Annotated in this window: 18 protein-coding genes; 16 read left to right on the forward strand and 2 right to left on the reverse strand. The window is 68.8% G+C overall.

Annotated features, from left to right (window positions below; genetic code table 11):
* Positions 1-24 precede the first annotated feature (24 nt).
* The 9 genes from KIT25_09575 (at position 25) to KIT25_09615 (ending at position 9,941) form a co-directional block, all read left to right on the forward strand.
* Entirely contained in the window at positions 25-654 is a 630-nt protein-coding gene (locus KIT25_09575; GenBank protein UYN97155.1) for a nitroreductase family protein, read from the forward strand.
* A 4-nt stretch (positions 655-658) separates the two neighbouring features.
* A complete protein-coding gene (locus KIT25_09580) occupies positions 659-2,251 on the forward strand; it encodes a GMC family oxidoreductase N-terminal domain-containing protein (GenBank protein ID UYN97156.1) in 1,593 nt (530 codons plus the stop codon).
* A gap of 19 nt (positions 2,252-2,270) precedes the next feature.
* Positions 2,271-3,248, forward strand: coding sequence for a TonB family protein (locus tag KIT25_09585; GenBank protein UYN97157.1), 978 nt, complete (start codon positions 2,271-2,273; stop codon positions 3,246-3,248).
* 142 nt (positions 3,249-3,390) lie between these two features.
* Positions 3,391-4,377: an LLM class flavin-dependent oxidoreductase gene (locus tag KIT25_09590; protein ID UYN97158.1), complete on the forward strand. Its 987-nt coding sequence runs from the start codon at positions 3,391-3,393 to the stop codon at positions 4,375-4,377.
* Positions 4,378-4,572: 195 nt separating this feature from the next.
* A complete protein-coding gene (ggt, locus tag KIT25_09595) occupies positions 4,573-6,180 on the forward strand; it encodes a gamma-glutamyltransferase (GenBank protein UYN97879.1) in 1,608 nt (535 codons plus the stop codon).
* A complete protein-coding gene (locus KIT25_09600; protein ID UYN97159.1) occupies positions 6,177-6,839 on the forward strand; it encodes a hypothetical protein in 663 nt (220 codons plus the stop codon). The genes ggt and KIT25_09600 overlap by 4 nt, the downstream gene beginning before the upstream one ends.
* A gap of 16 nt (positions 6,840-6,855) precedes the next feature.
* Positions 6,856-7,473 (forward strand): hypothetical protein, encoded by a 618-nt coding sequence (locus KIT25_09605; GenBank protein ID UYN97160.1) that lies wholly within the window; start codon positions 6,856-6,858, stop codon positions 7,471-7,473.
* Positions 7,474-7,555: 82 nt separating this feature from the next.
* The gene (locus KIT25_09610) at positions 7,556-8,740 is read left to right on the forward strand and encodes a phytanoyl-CoA dioxygenase family protein (protein UYN97161.1); all 1,185 of its coding nucleotides are present in this window, start codon (positions 7,556-7,558) and stop codon (positions 8,738-8,740) included.
* Positions 8,741-8,759: 19 nt separating this feature from the next.
* The gene (locus KIT25_09615; GenBank protein ID UYN97162.1) at positions 8,760-9,941 is read left to right on the forward strand and encodes an acyl-CoA dehydrogenase family protein; all 1,182 of its coding nucleotides are present in this window, start codon (positions 8,760-8,762) and stop codon (positions 9,939-9,941) included.
* Here the strand turns inward: KIT25_09615 and KIT25_09620 are convergent.
* Together KIT25_09620 and KIT25_09625 are read right to left on the reverse strand one after the other, a co-directional pair.
* Entirely contained in the window at positions 9,938-10,375 is a 438-nt protein-coding gene (locus KIT25_09620; protein UYN97163.1) for a universal stress protein, read from the reverse strand. The two genes, KIT25_09615 and KIT25_09620, sit on opposite strands and share 4 nt — an antisense overlap.
* Positions 10,376-10,444: 69 nt before the next feature.
* Positions 10,445-11,194, reverse strand: a complete 750-nt coding sequence (locus KIT25_09625) for an SDR family oxidoreductase (protein ID UYN97164.1) — start codon at positions 11,192-11,194, stop codon at positions 10,445-10,447.
* A gap of 50 nt (positions 11,195-11,244) precedes the next feature.
* Between KIT25_09625 and KIT25_09630 the strand changes: the two genes are divergently transcribed.
* The 7 genes from KIT25_09630 (at position 11,245) to KIT25_09660 (ending at position 16,451) form a co-directional block, all read left to right on the forward strand.
* Positions 11,245-11,544, forward strand: a complete 300-nt coding sequence (locus KIT25_09630; GenBank protein UYN97165.1) for a hypothetical protein — start codon at positions 11,245-11,247, stop codon at positions 11,542-11,544.
* Positions 11,545-11,575: 31 nt separating this feature from the next.
* Complete coding sequence (locus tag KIT25_09635; protein ID UYN97166.1) at positions 11,576-13,297, forward strand: dihydroxy-acid dehydratase; 1,722 nt, start codon at positions 11,576-11,578, stop codon at positions 13,295-13,297.
* Positions 13,298-13,314: 17 nt separating this feature from the next.
* Positions 13,315-13,983: a TetR family transcriptional regulator gene (locus KIT25_09640; protein ID UYN97167.1), complete on the forward strand. Its 669-nt coding sequence runs from the start codon at positions 13,315-13,317 to the stop codon at positions 13,981-13,983.
* Between the two features lie 70 nt (positions 13,984-14,053).
* Positions 14,054-14,926 carry a shikimate dehydrogenase gene (locus KIT25_09645; GenBank protein UYN97168.1) on the forward strand — a complete coding sequence of 291 codons (873 nt, stop codon included), beginning with the start codon at positions 14,054-14,056 and terminating at the stop codon, positions 14,924-14,926.
* A gap of 37 nt (positions 14,927-14,963) precedes the next feature.
* Positions 14,964-15,179 carry a hypothetical protein gene (locus KIT25_09650; GenBank protein ID UYN97169.1) on the forward strand — a complete coding sequence of 72 codons (216 nt, stop codon included), beginning with the start codon at positions 14,964-14,966 and terminating at the stop codon, positions 15,177-15,179.
* Positions 15,180-15,181: 2 nt separating this feature from the next.
* Positions 15,182-15,664, forward strand: coding sequence for a 3-dehydroquinate dehydratase (locus KIT25_09655; GenBank protein ID UYN97170.1), 483 nt, complete (start codon positions 15,182-15,184; stop codon positions 15,662-15,664).
* A gap of 40 nt (positions 15,665-15,704) precedes the next feature.
* Positions 15,705-16,451: an SDR family oxidoreductase gene (locus tag KIT25_09660; protein UYN97171.1), complete on the forward strand. Its 747-nt coding sequence runs from the start codon at positions 15,705-15,707 to the stop codon at positions 16,449-16,451.
* The last annotated feature ends 34 nt before the right edge of the window (positions 16,452-16,485 follow it).

A 16,485-nucleotide genomic window follows, 5' to 3' on the forward strand; every position in this document is an offset into this window, starting at 1 on the left:
CACGGCAAGGGGAGCGGAGGAGCGATGCCCGACCTGTTCGAGACGATGGAGACATGCCGCGCCATGCGCCGGCTCAAGCCGGATCCGGTGCCCGACGAACTGATCGGGAAGATTCTTCGCGCCGGCACCTGCGCGCCGTCCGGCGGCAATGCGCAGAAGTGGCGCTTCATGGTGCTGAAGGACCGCAAGACCAAGGACGCCGTGGCGACCTGGTACAAGAAGGCCTACGACGAGGTCATCGGTCCGCGCTACGCCTCGACCGCGCCGCCGCCCGGTGTCAGCCCCGAGAAATTCAAGCGCCAGCACAAGGCGGTGGAGTACCTGACCGACCACTTCGCCGAAGCGCCGGTGTGGATCGTCGCCTGCCTCGAGGACGGCGCCAACCCGGGCCCGAATGCCGGCGCCTCGATCTATCCGGCGGTGCAGAACATGGTGCTCGCCTGCCGCGCCGTCGGGCTCGGCACGACACTGACCAACCGGCACATGATGTTCCAGAAGGAGGTCGACAAGGCGCTCGGCTTGCCCGATGGCGTGCATTCCTACGCCATCCTCCCGATCGGCTGGCCGATGGGCCGGTTCGGGCCGGTCAAGCGTGCGCCGCTTTCGGACGTGGTCTACCAGGATCGCTGGGGGCAGCCCTATCGCGCCGCCTGATCCGATGGATTTCGACTTCATCGTCGTCGGCGCCGGCTCGGCCGGTGCCGTCGTCGCCCACCGGCTGTCGGCCGATCCGCGCCACAAGGTGCTGCTGCTCGAGGCGGGTGCCGCGGACAATCCGTGGACGCGCCTGCCCGTCGGCTCGGCGCGCCTAATCACGAATCCCACGGCCAACTGGCTCTACTCGGGCGAGCCCGAGGCCAGCACCAACGGCCGGCGCATCCCGGTGCCGCGCGGCAAGTTGCTGGGCGGGTCGAGCGCCATCAACGGCATGGCCTTCGTGCGGGGCCAGGCGCAGGATTTCGACACCTGGGCGCAGATGGGCAACGCCGGATGGAGCCATGCCGAAGTGCTGCCCTACTTCAAGCGGATGGAAAGCTATCGCGGCGATGGCGACGATCGCTTTCGCGGTCGCGACGGGCCGCTCGTCGTCACCGATCCGCCGCCCGCCGATCCGATCTTCCAGGCCCTGATCAAGGCGGCGGGGGAGGTCGGCATACCGCACAATCCCGACTACAACGGCGCGGCGCAGGACGGCATCGCCATGAGCCAGGCGACGATCGCCTCCGGCCGCCGCATGAGCACCGCGCGCTGCTATCTCGACCCGATCCGGAAGCGACCCAATCTGCGCATCGAGACCGGCGCGCTCGCCGGGGCGCTGACCTTCGACGGCAAGCGCTGCACGGGCGTGCGCTTTGCGGTGGCGGGTGTCCCGCACGAGGCGCGGGCGAAGCGCGACGTCGTGGTCAGCGGCGGCACCGTCAACTCGCCGCAGCTTCTGGAGTTGTCGGGCATCGGCCAGCCCGAGCGGCTGCGTGGCCTCGGGATCGAGGTGCGACATGCCCTGCCGGGCGTGGGCGAAAATCTGCGCGACCACTATGCACCGCGCACGCGCTGGGCGGTCGGCGCGCGAGGCTACACCTGGAACGATCGCGGACGAGGTCTCGGTCTGGTGTGGCAGGCGCTGCGCTACGCGGCGACACGGCGCGGCATGCTGGCATCCGTCGGTGCGCCGATCCGCGCTTTCGTCCGTTCGCGCGAGGGCCTGGCAGCTCCGGATCTCCTGCTGGGTTGGGTGCCGATGTTCACCGAGCCGGGTCCGCGCGGACCGGTGGTCGCGCGGCAATCGGGCGTGACCTGCTATGCCCATCCGATGCGGCCCGAGAGCAAGGGACATGTTCACATCACCTCGGCGGATCCGGCTCGACCTCCCGCCATCGCGTTCAATTTCCTGTCGGCGCCGGTCGACGCCGAACTCACCGTTCGAGCCATCCGCATCGCCCGCAGCATCATGTACGCCCCGGCGATGAAGCCGCTCGAGCTGACGGAGATCGGGCCCGGCCCGGAGCGGACGACCGACGAGCAGATTCTCGATTGGGTTCGGCGGGTCGGCGAAACCACCTATCATCCGGTCGGTACGTGCAAGATGGGAACCGACCCGATGGCCGTGGTCGATCCGCAATTGCGCGTGCACGGCATCGCCGGCCTGCGCGTCGCCGACGCGTCGATCATGCCGACGCTGACCTCGGGCAACACCAACGCGCCCGCCATCATGATCGGCGAGAAGGCGGCGGACATGGTACTGAGAGGCTGAAAGCCTCTAGAATTGCCGCGTGCACGCTACCAGCGACCTTTCGTTCCGTTTCGATCGCATGCCGACGCCCGCGATGGCGCTCGCGCTGCTGCTGCATGCGTTGATGGCACTGGCGTTCTGGTGGCTTGGCGTCCAGGCGACGCGCCCCGAGCACCCCGAAACGCCGGTCGAAGTGACCATCGAGCGACCGCCACCCGAGCCACCCAAGCCACCCCAGCCCGAGCCACCCAAGCCCGAAGCCAGGCCCGAACCGGCGCCACCGTCTCCGCCCCTCGTCGAGGCGTTGGCGCCGCCCGGGGAGACGTCCGACCGCCGCGGGCAGATCCCCGGTTCAAGGGAACAGCCGAAGACCGTCGAGAATGCCGAGCCGGCGCCGCAGACGGCACTCGCCACCCCCCAGCCTGAGCCGCGACCCGAACCGCCGAGACTCGAACCCCCACGGCCGGATCCGCCACGCGCGGAGCCGCCGAGGCCGGAACCGCCGCAGCCGCAGCCTCCCAGGCCTGAACCGCCCAAGCCACAGGCGACGCATCCGCCCGAGCACAAGCCGGCGCCGCAAGCGGCCGTGCCGGCGCCGCGACCGCAACAACGTCCGCCGCCTCCGCCCGCGCATTCGCCGCTGGTGGCGCGACCGCGGGCGCCGCCGCCGGTGGCCAATCCCGGGCAGTCGACGACGTCGGCCTTCGTCAATCCGGCCGACACCTACAATCGTTCGCTCGCGCGCGACAATTACCTGTGGGAGGTGGTTCGGCGTCTCGCCGGCTATCGCTACAACGCCAACGTGAACGTGTCGCAGGGCGTCACGGTTGTGCGCGTCGTCATCGCCCGCGACGGCCGGCTTCTCGATGTCTCGGTCTTGCGCTCGAGCGGCTATCCGGAACTCGACGCCGGTGTGATCGCCGGCATCCGCCAGGGAGCGCCGTACAGCCCGTTGCCGGCCGAGGTCCGCGGTACCAGCGCCAGCTTCGACTTGCCGTTGGTTTCCGTGCACCGCTGAGGGACCATGTCCCCTCGACGAAGAAGATGCACGACATGGAGGTGCGTTCGGCGGTCAACGCCGGGGCGGCCATTCGCGCCTTGATTGTCACGTCCCTCTTTTTCAGGTTCGCTCCGACGGCAGGATGAGGGAGGGCACTCGCATGAAGCTCGGGCTCTACATGGCAACGCAATGGCGGCAAGGCGCCGATCTGGCGCCCGAGCTCGAGAACCTGATCGCGCAGGCGCGTGCTGCGAAGGCGAGCGGGTTCGCGTCGCTCATGGTCGGCCAGCATTTCGTCTCCCGGCCGCTGCAGATGTTCCAGGCCATGCCGTTGCTGGCGCGGCTGGCGGCGGAGTGCGAGGGCATGCGGCTGGGGCCGGGGCTGCTGTTGCTGCCGTTGCTCAATCCGGTGATCGTCGCCGAGGAGACGGCGACGCTCGATTGGCTGACGGGCGGCAACGCCATCATTGGCCTGGGGCTCGGTTATCGGCAGGAGGAGTTCGATTCGATCGGCGTGCCGTTCAAGGAGCGCGTGCCGCGCTTCGTCGAGGGCGTCGAGCTGATCAGGAAGCTGTGGCGCGACGACACGGTCGAGCATCGCGGCCGGTTCCACACGGTGAGCGGCGTGCAGGCGAGTCTGAAGCCCAGGCAAAGGGGTGGCCCGCCGATCTGGATGGCGGGCGACGTCGAGGCGGCCGTCGCGCGCGCGGCCCGTCTTGCCGACGCCTGGATGCCGTCGCCCATGGTGTCGTTCGACAATGTCGGCAAGCTCGGCGCGCTGTTTCGCGAGAGACGCACGGCCGCCGGCCTGCCGCCGGCGCGCGAGTTCCCGATCATTCGCGAATGCCATGTCGGCACCCTGGATGAGGTGCGCGAGCCGCTTTCCTTCAAGTACGAAGCCTATGCGAGCTGGAGCGGGGAATCGGGCTTCATTCCCAAGGATGGCATCCGCTCGGATTTCGACAAGTTCGCCAAGGCGCGCTTCCTCATCGGTTCGGAGAACGAAGTCGCCGATCAGATCGGGGCCTATGGCGAACACGCAGGCACGGACCATGTTCTCTTGCGGGTGCAGTGGCCCGGCCTCGGTCAGAAGATGGCGATGCGCACCATCGAGCGGCTGGCGCGCGTGGCCGAGAAGGTGCGCTGATCCTCATGGAGGCGGTCGAAGCCTCCATGCATTGCAAGGGGGTATCATTGCGTCTGACGCTGGTATCCGGGGCGGCGGCCGTGCCAAGCTTCGCCAGCAGGGACGGGGATCGGGGACATGAGCGGGTCGGACTGGCGCAGGCGAGCGGGCACGCTTTTCACGTGCGAGAAGCAGTCGGCACACGGCCCCAGGGGCATGGCGGTGTCCAACCATCCGCTCGCCTCGGCGGCTGGCGCCGAGATGCTGGCAGCGGGCGGAAACGCGATCGATGCCGCCGTCGCGATGCAGTTCACGCTGACCGTCGTCGAGCCGATGATGGTCGGCCTCATCGGCGGCACGACCTGCCATATCCGCCTCGCCGACGGTAGCCATCGCATCGTCGACGGCATGAGCGCCGTGCCGCTCGCCGGCCATCCCACCATGTTCCGGCCGATCGCCGGCGCCCCCGCCGAAGTGTTCGACGTGGAGCGCCGCGAAAACCAGCTCGGCCCCAAGGCGGTGGCGACACCCGGATCGCTGCTCGCCTGGTGCCACGCGCTGCGCCGTTACGGCACCCTGTCGCTGGCCGACGTGATGGAGCCCGCCATCCGGCATGCCGAGCGGGGCTTCACGGTCACTCCCTATCTCTCCGATTGCATCGCGAGCGCGGCGCCCGACCTGATGCAGGATCCCTTCGCCGCCGACCGGCTGGTGCCGGACGGCACGCCGCTCGCGGCAGGCGAGCGGCTCGTCCAGTCCGACTACGGCGAAGCACTCCGGCTCATCGCCCGGCAGGGCGAAGGCGCGCTGCATGGCGGGCCGCTCGGCGATCTCGTGGCCGAGTGCATGAAACGCAGCGGCGCCTTCCTCTCCCTCCGGGATCTCACGGACTATCGCGTGGTCGAGCGCCAGCCGATCCGCGGACGCTATCGCGGCTGGGAGATCGTCGGGCCGCCACCACCCGCCGCTTCCGGCGTCCACATTGCGCAAATGCTGAACATCCTGGAGGGATACGACGTCGCGGAGATGGGCTATGGCACGGCGGACTATTTCCATCTGCTGGCCGAAGTGCTGAAGATCGCCTTCGCCGACCGCGCCGAGGCGAGTGGCGATCCCGCCTTCGTTGAGGTGCCGATCGAGCGCATCGTCTCCCGGGACTATGCCGACCAACGTCGCGCCGATATCGACATGGCGCGCGCCCGGCGATGGACCGGCGGGCTGCTGGCGAAGGAGGGTGCGGACACCACCCATCTCACGGTCGCCGACGGCAACGGCAACGTCGTCACGACGACGCAGACCATCAACAGCCTGTTCGGCGCGCGCTTCATCATCCCCGGCACGGGCATGATCCCCAACGACTACATGTCGAACTTCGATCCGCGACCGGGTCGCGCCTTGTCGATCGCGCCGGGCAAACGCGTCACCACCTCCATGTCGCCCATGATGGCGTTGCGCGACGGCAAGGTGCGCTATGCGCTGGGTCTGCCCGGCGGGCGCAAGATCTTCCCCGCGGCGTTCCAGGCGCTGGTCAACCTGATCGACCACGGCATGAGCCTGCAGGAGGCCGTCGAGGCACCGCGCATCTGGACCGAGGGACCGTTTCTCGAAGTCGAGCACGGCATTTCCGAGTCGGTACGCCGAGAGTTGGAGGCACGCGGCCACAGGCTGGTGCGCATGCCCACCGTGGCGGGAGGCATGAACGCCATCGCCTTCCATGACGACGGCTCGATGGCCGGTGCGGCCTGCTGGCGTGCCGACGGCGTTCCGGCCGGGCTTGGCGGCGGGCTGGCACGCGCGGGCGTGCGCTTCGAGTTGCCGCGATGATTCGCCCAAGTGTCATCCTGTGGACGATGATCGCGCTGGCGGCGGCGGCGATCGCATCGCCGGTCGAGGCCCAGGCGCCCGATCCACTCGGCAGCTGGACCGGCACCATGGTCCGGATCGGTCCGAACGCCGGCCGGTTTCCGGTCACCATGACCCTCGAAAAGCCGACCCAGGGTTTCGTCGACTACCCGAGCCTCGGCTGCGGCGGCACCATCACGGGCAGCGGCAGCGGTGCCAAATTCACCTTCACCCAGAAGCTCACCTACGGTCGGGAAAAGTGTGTCGATGGTGGCACCATCCTGTTCGAGGTGTTCGGCGAGCAGGCCTACTGGGAGTGGAGCGGCGGCTCGGGTGGCCGGGCTTCGGCGCGGTTGCAGCGCTCGCTCGGCGGCCCGGCGGAGACGTGCGACGATTGCGGCAAGAACCTCCTCAAGGAAGTCGCCGCCGCCATGGCACAGTCGGAGGATCCCCGCCTGTCCGTGGAGAGGGCGCTGGAGAAATACGACCAGTGCCGGCTCGGTTTGCCGAACCGCTGCATCGATCACTGCGCCTACGAACTGCGCTCCGCCCTGCCGCGGTGCGGCCATCGCGGCCTCGGGCCGGCCTATCGCATCTGCCTCGACACGTCGTATGCCGCCGGGCAGGCGCATTGCCGGTGACGGAAGCGGCATGGTCATGGCCGAGTTGGAACTCTCGCCCGCCGAGCGCAGCAGTATCCTGGCCGAGTATTTCAGGACCAGGCAGGACGAGGGCATTGCCTATGTGATGTGCCCGGCCGCCGCTGCACCGCCTGCCGACGCCTGGGGACCTCGCCCGTGGTTCCTCTTCATGCCGGATGGACGCGGCGGCTACGTCGCCGACCATGCCTTCATCGAGTGGGTGAGGTCCCATCGCGGCTTCGCTTGGACGATGCGCATCGCCTTCACCCTCCTGCTGGTCGTAGTGGTCTGGGGCATGCACGCGTGGCGTCTCGATCGGGAAGTGGGCTGGATCCTGAGCGGCCTGATCTTCATTGCGGCATTCGCCGGTCTTCAGCTGCTGCTGTCATGGCTCTACACCTTGCCGATGGCGCTCAAGGTTCGGCGCCTGCGCTACGTCGCCTTGCCGGCCGATCTCGCCGCGGAGATCCGGCGCATCGACGGTACCTCCGGCCTCGCGCGCGCCATGGCGGGCGTGATGGCGGATGCGATGCCGACGATGGGTTGGCTCGCCGGGCGCTTCGCCGGCTCCGGGATCGACCGCCAGCAGGCGAAACAGGTCCAGGATGCGGCCTCGAAGATCGAGCGGCGCTGACGGATCGACCGCACTGCGGCAGGCACGGTTGGTTTCCCGAGCGGCGTCGCGATAAACTGCGGCCAGCCCAGGAGGTCATCTCATGGCGATGACTGAAGCCACCGAATCTCCCGTTGCCGCCCACCCGACTCTGACGGCCGCCGAGCACGCGCGGCTGATGCGCGACTATGCGCGGGAAGGCGAGGCGCGAGCCCGGGCACTCGGCAATCGCGGCCCGATCCGTTTCACTGCCGGCGGCAGGCTCGATCCGGTGATCCTCGACTCCTATTGGACGCACGGCTTCTATGTCTTCGAAGGCGTGGTCGGGCCGGAAGAGCTGGCCGAACTGCGCGCCGACGTCGATGCTTGCCTGGCGCGAGCTCCTGTCGCTCCCGACGCCGATGTCGATCGCCTCGGCCGGCCGGTTCGCGAGACCGGCATCCTAAGGCCGCCCTATCGCTGGGCCAGGCCCTTGAGCGACCCGGTCGGTGGCACCGACAAGAACAACGGACGCCATCCGGTGGCCATGAGCCAGCCCAGTCTAGGGGAGGAAGGGCCGGCCTGGACCGTCGAGCTGCTCGACGGGAACCTGCATCTGATGGACGCGGTGCTGCGGCTCTACGGCCATCCGGGGCTGTTGGCCGTCGCGGCGGGTATCCTGGGCGATGACTTCGTGCCCTACAACGAGGTCACCTTCGTCAAGGAGCCGGGGCTCGGCCCGTCGGTCGCCTGGCATCGCGACGGCACCACGCACTGGAACGCACCCGACTGGGACATGGGCGCGCACGGCTTCAATTTCATGACCCAGCTCTATGCCAGCACGGCCGGCAACTGCGTCTGGGTGCTGCCGGGTACGCACAGGCAGAACCGCGTCGACATCAGGAAGCTTGTCGCCGACAGCGGCTCGGAGCGCATCGCGGGCGCGGTGCCGATGCTGTGCAATCCCGGCGACACGATCGTCACCAATCGCCAGCTCGTCCATGGCTCCTTCGCCAATTCCTCCGCCGACCGGCGCATCACGCTCAATGCCGGGTTCTTCCCGCGGCGGCGCGTGCTGAACGTGACGACGCGCCGCCTGCACGGCGCGGTCGAAACCTACACCCAGGAGCGTATCGACGCGCGCTGCCGCATCCTGCAGCTCGCCATCGACGCGCGCCGCCAGCGCTTCCCGCACGAGACGCCGCACGTCTACAGGCCGCTCGCGGGTCGCGAGGACGAGAGCCGCTGGACCGAGGCCAACCGCGCGGCGTTGCTGAAGAACTACAACCAGCGCGACATGTTCATTTAGCCGGGACGAGCAGAACCGCATGGACAGCCGCCTGCCGCCCGCCGCCGCTGGCGCCCTCGACCGGGCGCGCGGGCTGCAGAAGCTGCTCGATGCGCACGGCGCCGAGATGGATCGCCGGCGCGAGCTCACGCCCGAAGTGGTCGAGGCGCTGGTGGCGCAGGACATGCTGCGCCTGCTGCTGCCTCGGAGCCTCGGCGGGCAGGAGATCGATCTGCTCGACTATGCGAAAGCCTGCGAGGCGCTGGCCTGGGCCGACGCCTCGGTCGCCTGGTTCGTCAACCAGTCGAATGTTTCCTCGGCCACGTCGGCGGCGGCGATGCCGCACGAGACGGCGAGGAAGGTGTTCGGCGATCCGCGCGACGGGCTCGCCTGGGGCGCCCGCCACAACAAGAGCCAGGCGATCCGCGTCGAAGGCGGATACCGCCTGACCGGCAGCTGGAGCTTCGCCAGCGGCGGGCGCCACACGCGCTGGCTCGGCGCGCACAGCGCCGTCCAGAATCCCGACGGCACGCCGCACATGCGACATGGCCGGCCCGACGACCGGTCGTTCGTCTTCCTGCGCGCCGACGCCGGTATTACCGACGATTGGCATGTGCTCGGCCTGCGCGGCACCGGCAGCGACACCTACACGGTCGATGGTCTCTTCGTGCCCGACGAAATGGCGCCGGCGCGCGATGCGCTCGCGGAGCGGCGCGAGACGGGACCGCTCTACACCATCATGTCGACGCTGCTCTACGCCTCGGGCTTCTGCAGCGTGACCCTCGGCGTGGCGCGGCGCCTGCACGAATTCTACGTCGAGCTGGCACGCGGTAAGCACAGCCGTGCGTCGTCCAACGCGATGGCGCAGAACAACGCCATCCAGCGCGAGGTCGCCCAGCTCGAGGCCAGGCTTTCGGCCGCGCGCGCCTTCCTGCACGAGGCGATCGGCGAGGTCTACGAGGCGGCCGCCGGCGGCAGGCTCGACGTCGACCGGCGCCTCCGGCTGCGGCTCGCCACGACCTGGGGCATGAACGAGGCGACCGAGGTGTCGATCGCCTGCTACCGCGCCGCCGGCACCACGGCAATCCTCGACAGCCAGCCGTTCGAGCGCCGCTTCCGCGACGCCATGAGCGCCAGCCAGCACCTGCAGGCGATGTGGCCGCATGTCGAGATGGTCGGCCGCCACATCATCGGCACCGACAACACGCTGCAGCACATCTAACGGAAGATCAGCACCGGAACCTTGCCGTGGGTCAGCACCTTGGTGGCGACGCTGCCGAGGACGAGGGCGGCGACGCCGCGTCGGCCGTGAGAGCCCATGGCGATCAGATCGCATCGGCCCTTCGTCGCCGCCTCGAGGATCGCCTTGTAGGGCTGGCCGTGGCGGCGGCACTGCGTGGCGTAGCCAACACCGTGCTTCTGAGCGACCTTGTCGCCCTCGGCGAGAAGTCTGACGGCCGCCGCCTCGGCCTGCCGCTCGAGAGCGGTCCAGCTCGGCGAGACGCGACGGGAATCCATCGAGAGAAGATGGAACGGCTCGATCACGGTGAGAACGGTCACGCGGGCGCCCACTTCCTTGGCGAGCAGGACGCCTCGCTCCAGGGCCCGCTTGGCATGCGCCGAGCCGTCGATCGGTATGAGAATGTGGCGGAACATGCGACCTCCCTCCGAAAGATCGCATGCAATGCCGGATCAATCCGACGCGCGTTGACCTGAATCAACGGTTCAATGAAACGTCCGGCCCGAATCGATGACGATCGTCTGGCCGGTCATGGTTTCGGTCCGGCACATGGTGACCACCTGGTCGGCGACGTCGTTCTTGTCGGCGGCCTTGCCGAGCAGCGACTGCCTGCGGCCGGCCTCGACCTGCTCGGGCCGCAGGTTCGCGGTGGCGCGGGTGCCTTCGAGCAGGCCCGGCGCGACGCAGTTCACCAGCACCTCGGGAGCCATCGCCACCGCCATGCACCTGGTGAGATGGATCAGGCCAGCCTTGGAGACCGCGTAGGCGATCGACGAGCCGGTCGGGCCCAGCCCGGCGACCGACGAGATGTTGACGATGCGGCCGCGGCCCTGGCGCTTCATCACCGGCGCCACCGCCTTGCTCGTGAGCATCGGTCCGGTGAGGTTGATGTCGATGATCTTCGTCCATTCGTCGTAGGTCATGCCGTCGAGGTCCTTGAACGGGATGGCCTTGTTGTAGGCGGCGTCGTTGATCAGGATGTCGAGCCGCCCGAAGCGCGCCAGCACGTCGTCGACCAGCTTCTGCACCTCGTCGCGCCGCGTGACGTCGCAGGCGAAGGCGGCGGCCGAGACCTGGTGCCGCGCCAGTTCCCGCGCGACGCCTTCGGCCTGGTCGCGGCTCTGCGCACAGACCACCGCGACATGGCAGCCCTCGGCCGCCAGCGCGTGGCAGATGCGCTGGCCCAGCCCTCCGTTGCCGCCGGTGACGACCGCGACCGCGCCCCTGAGCTCCATGCTTCCCCCGATCTGTTCAGGCGGGCGACTATAGCTGTAGTCTCCGGTCCATGACGACGATCGAGGAGTTCCGGGCGGGTGCCGCGGCCGGCGAGCCGCCGGCGGAATTTCCGCCCGCGCTGCGAGCCCTGTGGTGGCTGGCGCGCGACGACTGGAAGAGCGCGCACGAGGTCGTGCAGGCGCATGAGGGCGAAGGCGACTGCGACCGGGTGCATGCCCATCTCCATCGCCAGGAGGGCGATCTCGCCAACGCCGGCTATTGGTACCGCCGGGCGCGCAGGGAGGCCGCGACGGGGCCACTCGCCGAGGAGTGGGCGCAGCTCGCGGCGGAGTTCCTCGCGAAGCGCTAACGAGGCCGCGGCGCATGCTAAGGTTTCTAAGATGACCCAACAGGACAGCAGCACCTACTGGAAGAAATCGCGCGTCGAGCTTCGGGCGGCGGGGTTCGATCCCGACCGCATCGCCAAAGCGGGCGCCATCGTCACGATTGCCAGCGCATGGACCAACGCCCATCGCTGCAACAACCGCGTGCGCCAGATCACCGACCTGCTGGTCGAGCTGATCGGCGAGAAGGGCGGGCAGGGGCTGGTGGTCGGCGCACCCGCGGTGTCGGACGCGCTGACGCAAGGGACTCCGACCGCGGGCTACAGCCTGGTGTCGCGCGACGTCGCCGCCGACTGCTTCGAGATCGGCCACTACGCCCATCACGGCGACGCCATGATCGTGATCTCGGGCTGCGACAAGACAGGGGCCGCCGCGCTCATGCCGCTCGCCCGAACCAACGCCTTCGGCCTGGTGCTCTATCCCGGCACGTCCTCACCGGGGAAAGTCGATTTCGGTCCGTGGGCGAAGAAGGGCACCAACCTCACCATCCTCGACTATGCGGAAGGCCGCGCCGCGCACGAGGCCGGCCGCATCACCGACGAGGAGTTCTCGGCGCTGGAGCGCAACGTGTTGCCGGGCAGCGGCACCTGCGGCGCCATGTTCACGGCCAACACCATGAGCACCATCGCCGAGTCGATCGGCATGATCCTGCCCAGGGGCGCCTCGCATCCGGCCGACTACGAGGCCGGCAGCGACATCCACGCCGACGTGCGTGCCCAGGCGCACGCCAGTGTCGACGCGTTGTGGCGCCTGATCGAGCAGGGCATCCGGCCGCGCGACATCATGACGGAGCGCGCCTTCGAGAACGCCATCGCCACGGTCTACGCCATGGGCGGCTCGACCAACATGTACCTGCATCTGTTGGCCATCGCGCGCGAGGCGCAGGTGGCGATCGGCATCGAGCGCATCCAGGCGATCGGCGAGAGGGTGCCGCTGCTCGCCAACCTGCAGCCACACGGGCCCTATGCCATGACCAGCCTGCACGCGATCGGCGGCGTGCCCGTGGTGATGAAGGAACTGCTGCGCGCGGGCTTCCTGCACGGCGACGTGATGACGGTATCGGGCCGGACGCTCGCCGAGAACCTGGCCGACGTGCCGCATCTCGAAGACCTGCCGCGGCAGGACATCGTGCGGCGGGTGAAGGAACCGATCGCGCCGCCGAACAACCACATCTCGGTGCTCAAGGGCAACCTCGCGCCCGAGAGCTGCGTGCTCAAACTCTCCGGCAAGACGCTGGACAAGGGCGAGTTCCGCGGCACCGCCCGCGTCTTCGACTCGGAGGCCGACGCGATGAAGGCGATCCGCGCCGGAGACATCGTGAAGGGCAACGTCGTCGTTGTGCGCAATGTCGGTCCGGTCGGCGGGCCCGGCATGCCGGAGATGGTGATGCTCACCATCCAGCTCCAGGGCCGCGGGCTCGGCGCCGACGTGGCGTTGATCACCGACGGCCGCTTCTCGGGCGTGAGCCACGGCATCCTGATCGGCCACATCTCGCCCGAGGCGGCGAAGGGCGGCCCGATCGCCGCGGTGCGCGACGGCGACACCATCGTCATCGATCCCGGCCGGCGCACGCTCACGCTCGACCTGCCCGACGCCGAAATCTCCGGGCGCATGGCCGACTGGCGACCGCCCGATCTCAAAGCCAGGCTGCGTCCGGGCTCGGTGCACGACAAGTACGTGCGGCTGGTGTCGTCGGCGCATCACGGCTGCGTGGTCTGACGGAGCGAAGGGCGAAGATGGCGAGAGCACGGCAGCGTGCTGCGCGGCGAGTCAACGATCCCGAGGCGACCCGGCGCGACATCATCGATGTCGCCACCAGGGAGTTTGCCGACAAGGGCCTGAGCGGCGCGCGGGTGGACGAGATCGCCGCCCGCACGCGGACCAGCAAGCGGATGATCTACTACTATTTCGGCGGCAAGGAGGGGCTCTACATCGCCGTCCTCGAGAGCGCCTACGGCCGCATCCGCACCATCGAGGGCTCGCTCGACCTCGAGCACCGGGCGCCGGACGAGGCGCTGCGCCGGCTGGTCGCCTTCACCTTCGACTACCAGAACGCCCATCCCGAGTTCGTCCGCCTCGTCATGAACGAGAACATCATGAACGGCGTCTATCTCGCGCGCTCGCGGGCTATTCGGCGGCTGAACAATGCGGTGATCGACAGGCTGCGCGACCTGCTGGCGCGCGGCGAGAAGGCGGGCGTGTTTCGGCGCGGCATCGATCCGGTCTCGCTGCACATGTCGATCAGCGCCCTCTGCATCTTCAACATCGCCAACCGCGCCACCTTCTCGACCATCTTCAAGCGCGACATGGCCTCGCCACGCGCGCTGGCGGCGCGCCGCGCCGAGGTCGTCGACTTGATCGCCCGCTCCGTAACACCTTCGACCCGAGCGTCGCCGCCTCGTTGACAAATGTACTGTTTGGTACACAATTGATGTCGCCGCGGTCGTGCCGGACCGGTGGCCAAGGAGCAAGCGAATGCGCGAGGCTGTCCTGGTCGGCCTGATCGGCGCCAATATCGGCAAGTCGCTGTCGCCGTCGCTCTTCGAGGATGCGTGCCGCGCCGTGGGCCTGATCGGCCACTACCACCTGATGGATCTCGACCGATTGGTGGGCCGCGACCTGCCGACGCTGCTGGCGGCGGCGCGCACCGCGGGTTTCGCCGGGCTGAACGTGACCTATCCGTGCAAGGAGGCGGTGGTGCCGCTGCTCGATGCGCTGTCGGCGGAGGCCCGCGAGATCGGCGCGGTCAATACCGTGGTCTTCGATCGCGACGGCCGCGCCGCGGGTCACAACACCGACCGAACCGGCTTTCGCCGCAGCGTCGAGGAGACGATCGGCCGCGACCGCGTCGCCGGCAGGACCGTGCTGCTGGTCGGCGCTGGTGGGGCCGGCCGTGCCGCCGCCTTCGCGCTGTTCGATCTCGGCCTCGCGCGGCTGTTGGTGGCGGATCTCGATCCGGCGCAGGCGAAGGGGCTGGTGGCCGCCGTCGGATTCCATCGCTGCGAGATCGTGCACGACGGCGCGGCGGCGCTGGCGCGGGCCGACGGGATGGTCAATGCGACGCCGGTCGGCATGGCGGGCGGTCCGCCCGGCATGTCCGTGCCGGCCGCTGAGCTCGATGCGCGTCACTGGCTCGCCGACGTCGTCTATACGCCACTCGAGACCGAGCTGGTGCTGGCGGGGAGGGCGCGCGGTGCGGTAGCGATGGGCGGGGCGGGGATGTGCATCCACCAGGCGGCCGAATCGTTCAGCCTGTTCACCGGGTGCACGGCCGATCTCGGACGCATGAGACAGACCTTCGCCGCTGCGGCGGCGCGGCGAGGCGATAGCCGGGTGGACGCGGGGTGAGGTGCCTCGCTCGTCATGGGCGCCAGGGAGGCGCGGCATGAAGACCTCGATCGCGACCGCATTCTCGGGCGTCGGCGTGACGCACGGCTGCCTCTCCGACCGCGATGGCGACGCCGGATACCTGCAGGTCTATCGGCGTCCGTTCGAGAGCTTCTTCGAGATCGTCCAGCGGCGCGGCTATCGCGGCTACGGCGCCGTCGATGTCCAGGTGCGTCTGGCCGTGCGCGCGCGCCTTTCCTCCAGCCGGGAGTAGCCATGTCCACCCGTATCTGCATCGTCAATGGACCGAACCTCAACCTGTTGGGCGTGCGCGAACCGCACATCTACGGTTCGACCACGCTCGCCGCCATCGAGAAGAGCTGCCGTGACTTCGCCAGCCTGCTCGGCGTCGACCTCGACTTCAGCCAGTCCAACCACGAGGGCGTGCTCGTCGACACCATCCAGGCCGCACGCGGCACGGCGCAGGCACTGATCTTCAATCCCGCGGGCTATTCCTTCACCTCGGTCGCGCTGTTCGACGCGCTCAAGACTTTCGAGGGCCCGATCTTCGAGGTTCACATCTCCAACATCCATGCGCGCGACGAGCTGCACCGCCATTCGAGACTGTCGGCGGCCGTGACGGGCGTGATCTGCGGCCTCGGACCCTACGGCTACATCGTCGCCCTGCAGGCTGCCGGGCGCGCTCTTGGCGTGTTGCCGAGGTCGCTGCCCGAGCCCCTCGTCGTCGGACCGGTTTGAGGTATTCTCCGCGCCCTGAAAAAAAAGGCGTGAGGGTGCGATGAAAATCGATTTCGCGGGAAAGAAGGCGATCGTGTGTGGCGGCAGCCGCGGCATCGGTCGTGCGATCGCGCTGGGTTTCGCGGCGGCAGGCGGCGACGTATCGATTTGCGCCCGCGATCCGAAGGCGCTGGCGGAGACCAGGGCGGAGATCGAGAAACTCGGCCGCAAGGCGCACGCCGCGAGCGTCGACCTCGCTCAGGCCGACGCCGTGCGCGCCTATGTGCGCGAGGCGACGGCGGCGCTCGGCGGCGTCGACGTGCTGGTGAACAACGCCTCGGCCTTCGGGTCGAGCGACGACGACAAGTCGTGGAGCGCCAACCTCGCGGTCGACATGCTGGCGATCGTCAACGCCACCCAGGAGGCGTTGTCGGCGCTCAAGGCGAGCAAGGGAAGCGTGATCAACATCTCCTCGATCGCCGCGCTGCATCCGGCGGCGCGTCAGCCGCCCTACGGCGCCATCAAGGCGGCGGTGATTCACTACACCGTCACCCAGGCGGCGATGTACGCCAAGGACCGCATACGCGTGAACTGCATCGCGCCGGGATCGGTCGATTTTCCCGGCGGCCTGTGGGATCGCCGCAAGACCGAGAACCCGACGCTCTATTCCACGACACTGGCCTCGATTCCGTTCGGCCGCATGGGCACGCCCGAGGAGATCGCCAACGTCGCGCTCTTCCTCGCCTCGCCGCTCGCCTCGTGGGTGACCGGGCAGACCGTCACGGTGGCGGGCGGGCAGGGGATGTAGACGAGGTGCCAGGTTGCAGATGGAGATTGAACCG

This window comes from Enhydrobacter sp. (assembly GCA_025808875.1).
GTDB lineage: Bacteria > Pseudomonadota > Alphaproteobacteria > Reyranellales > Reyranellaceae > Reyranella.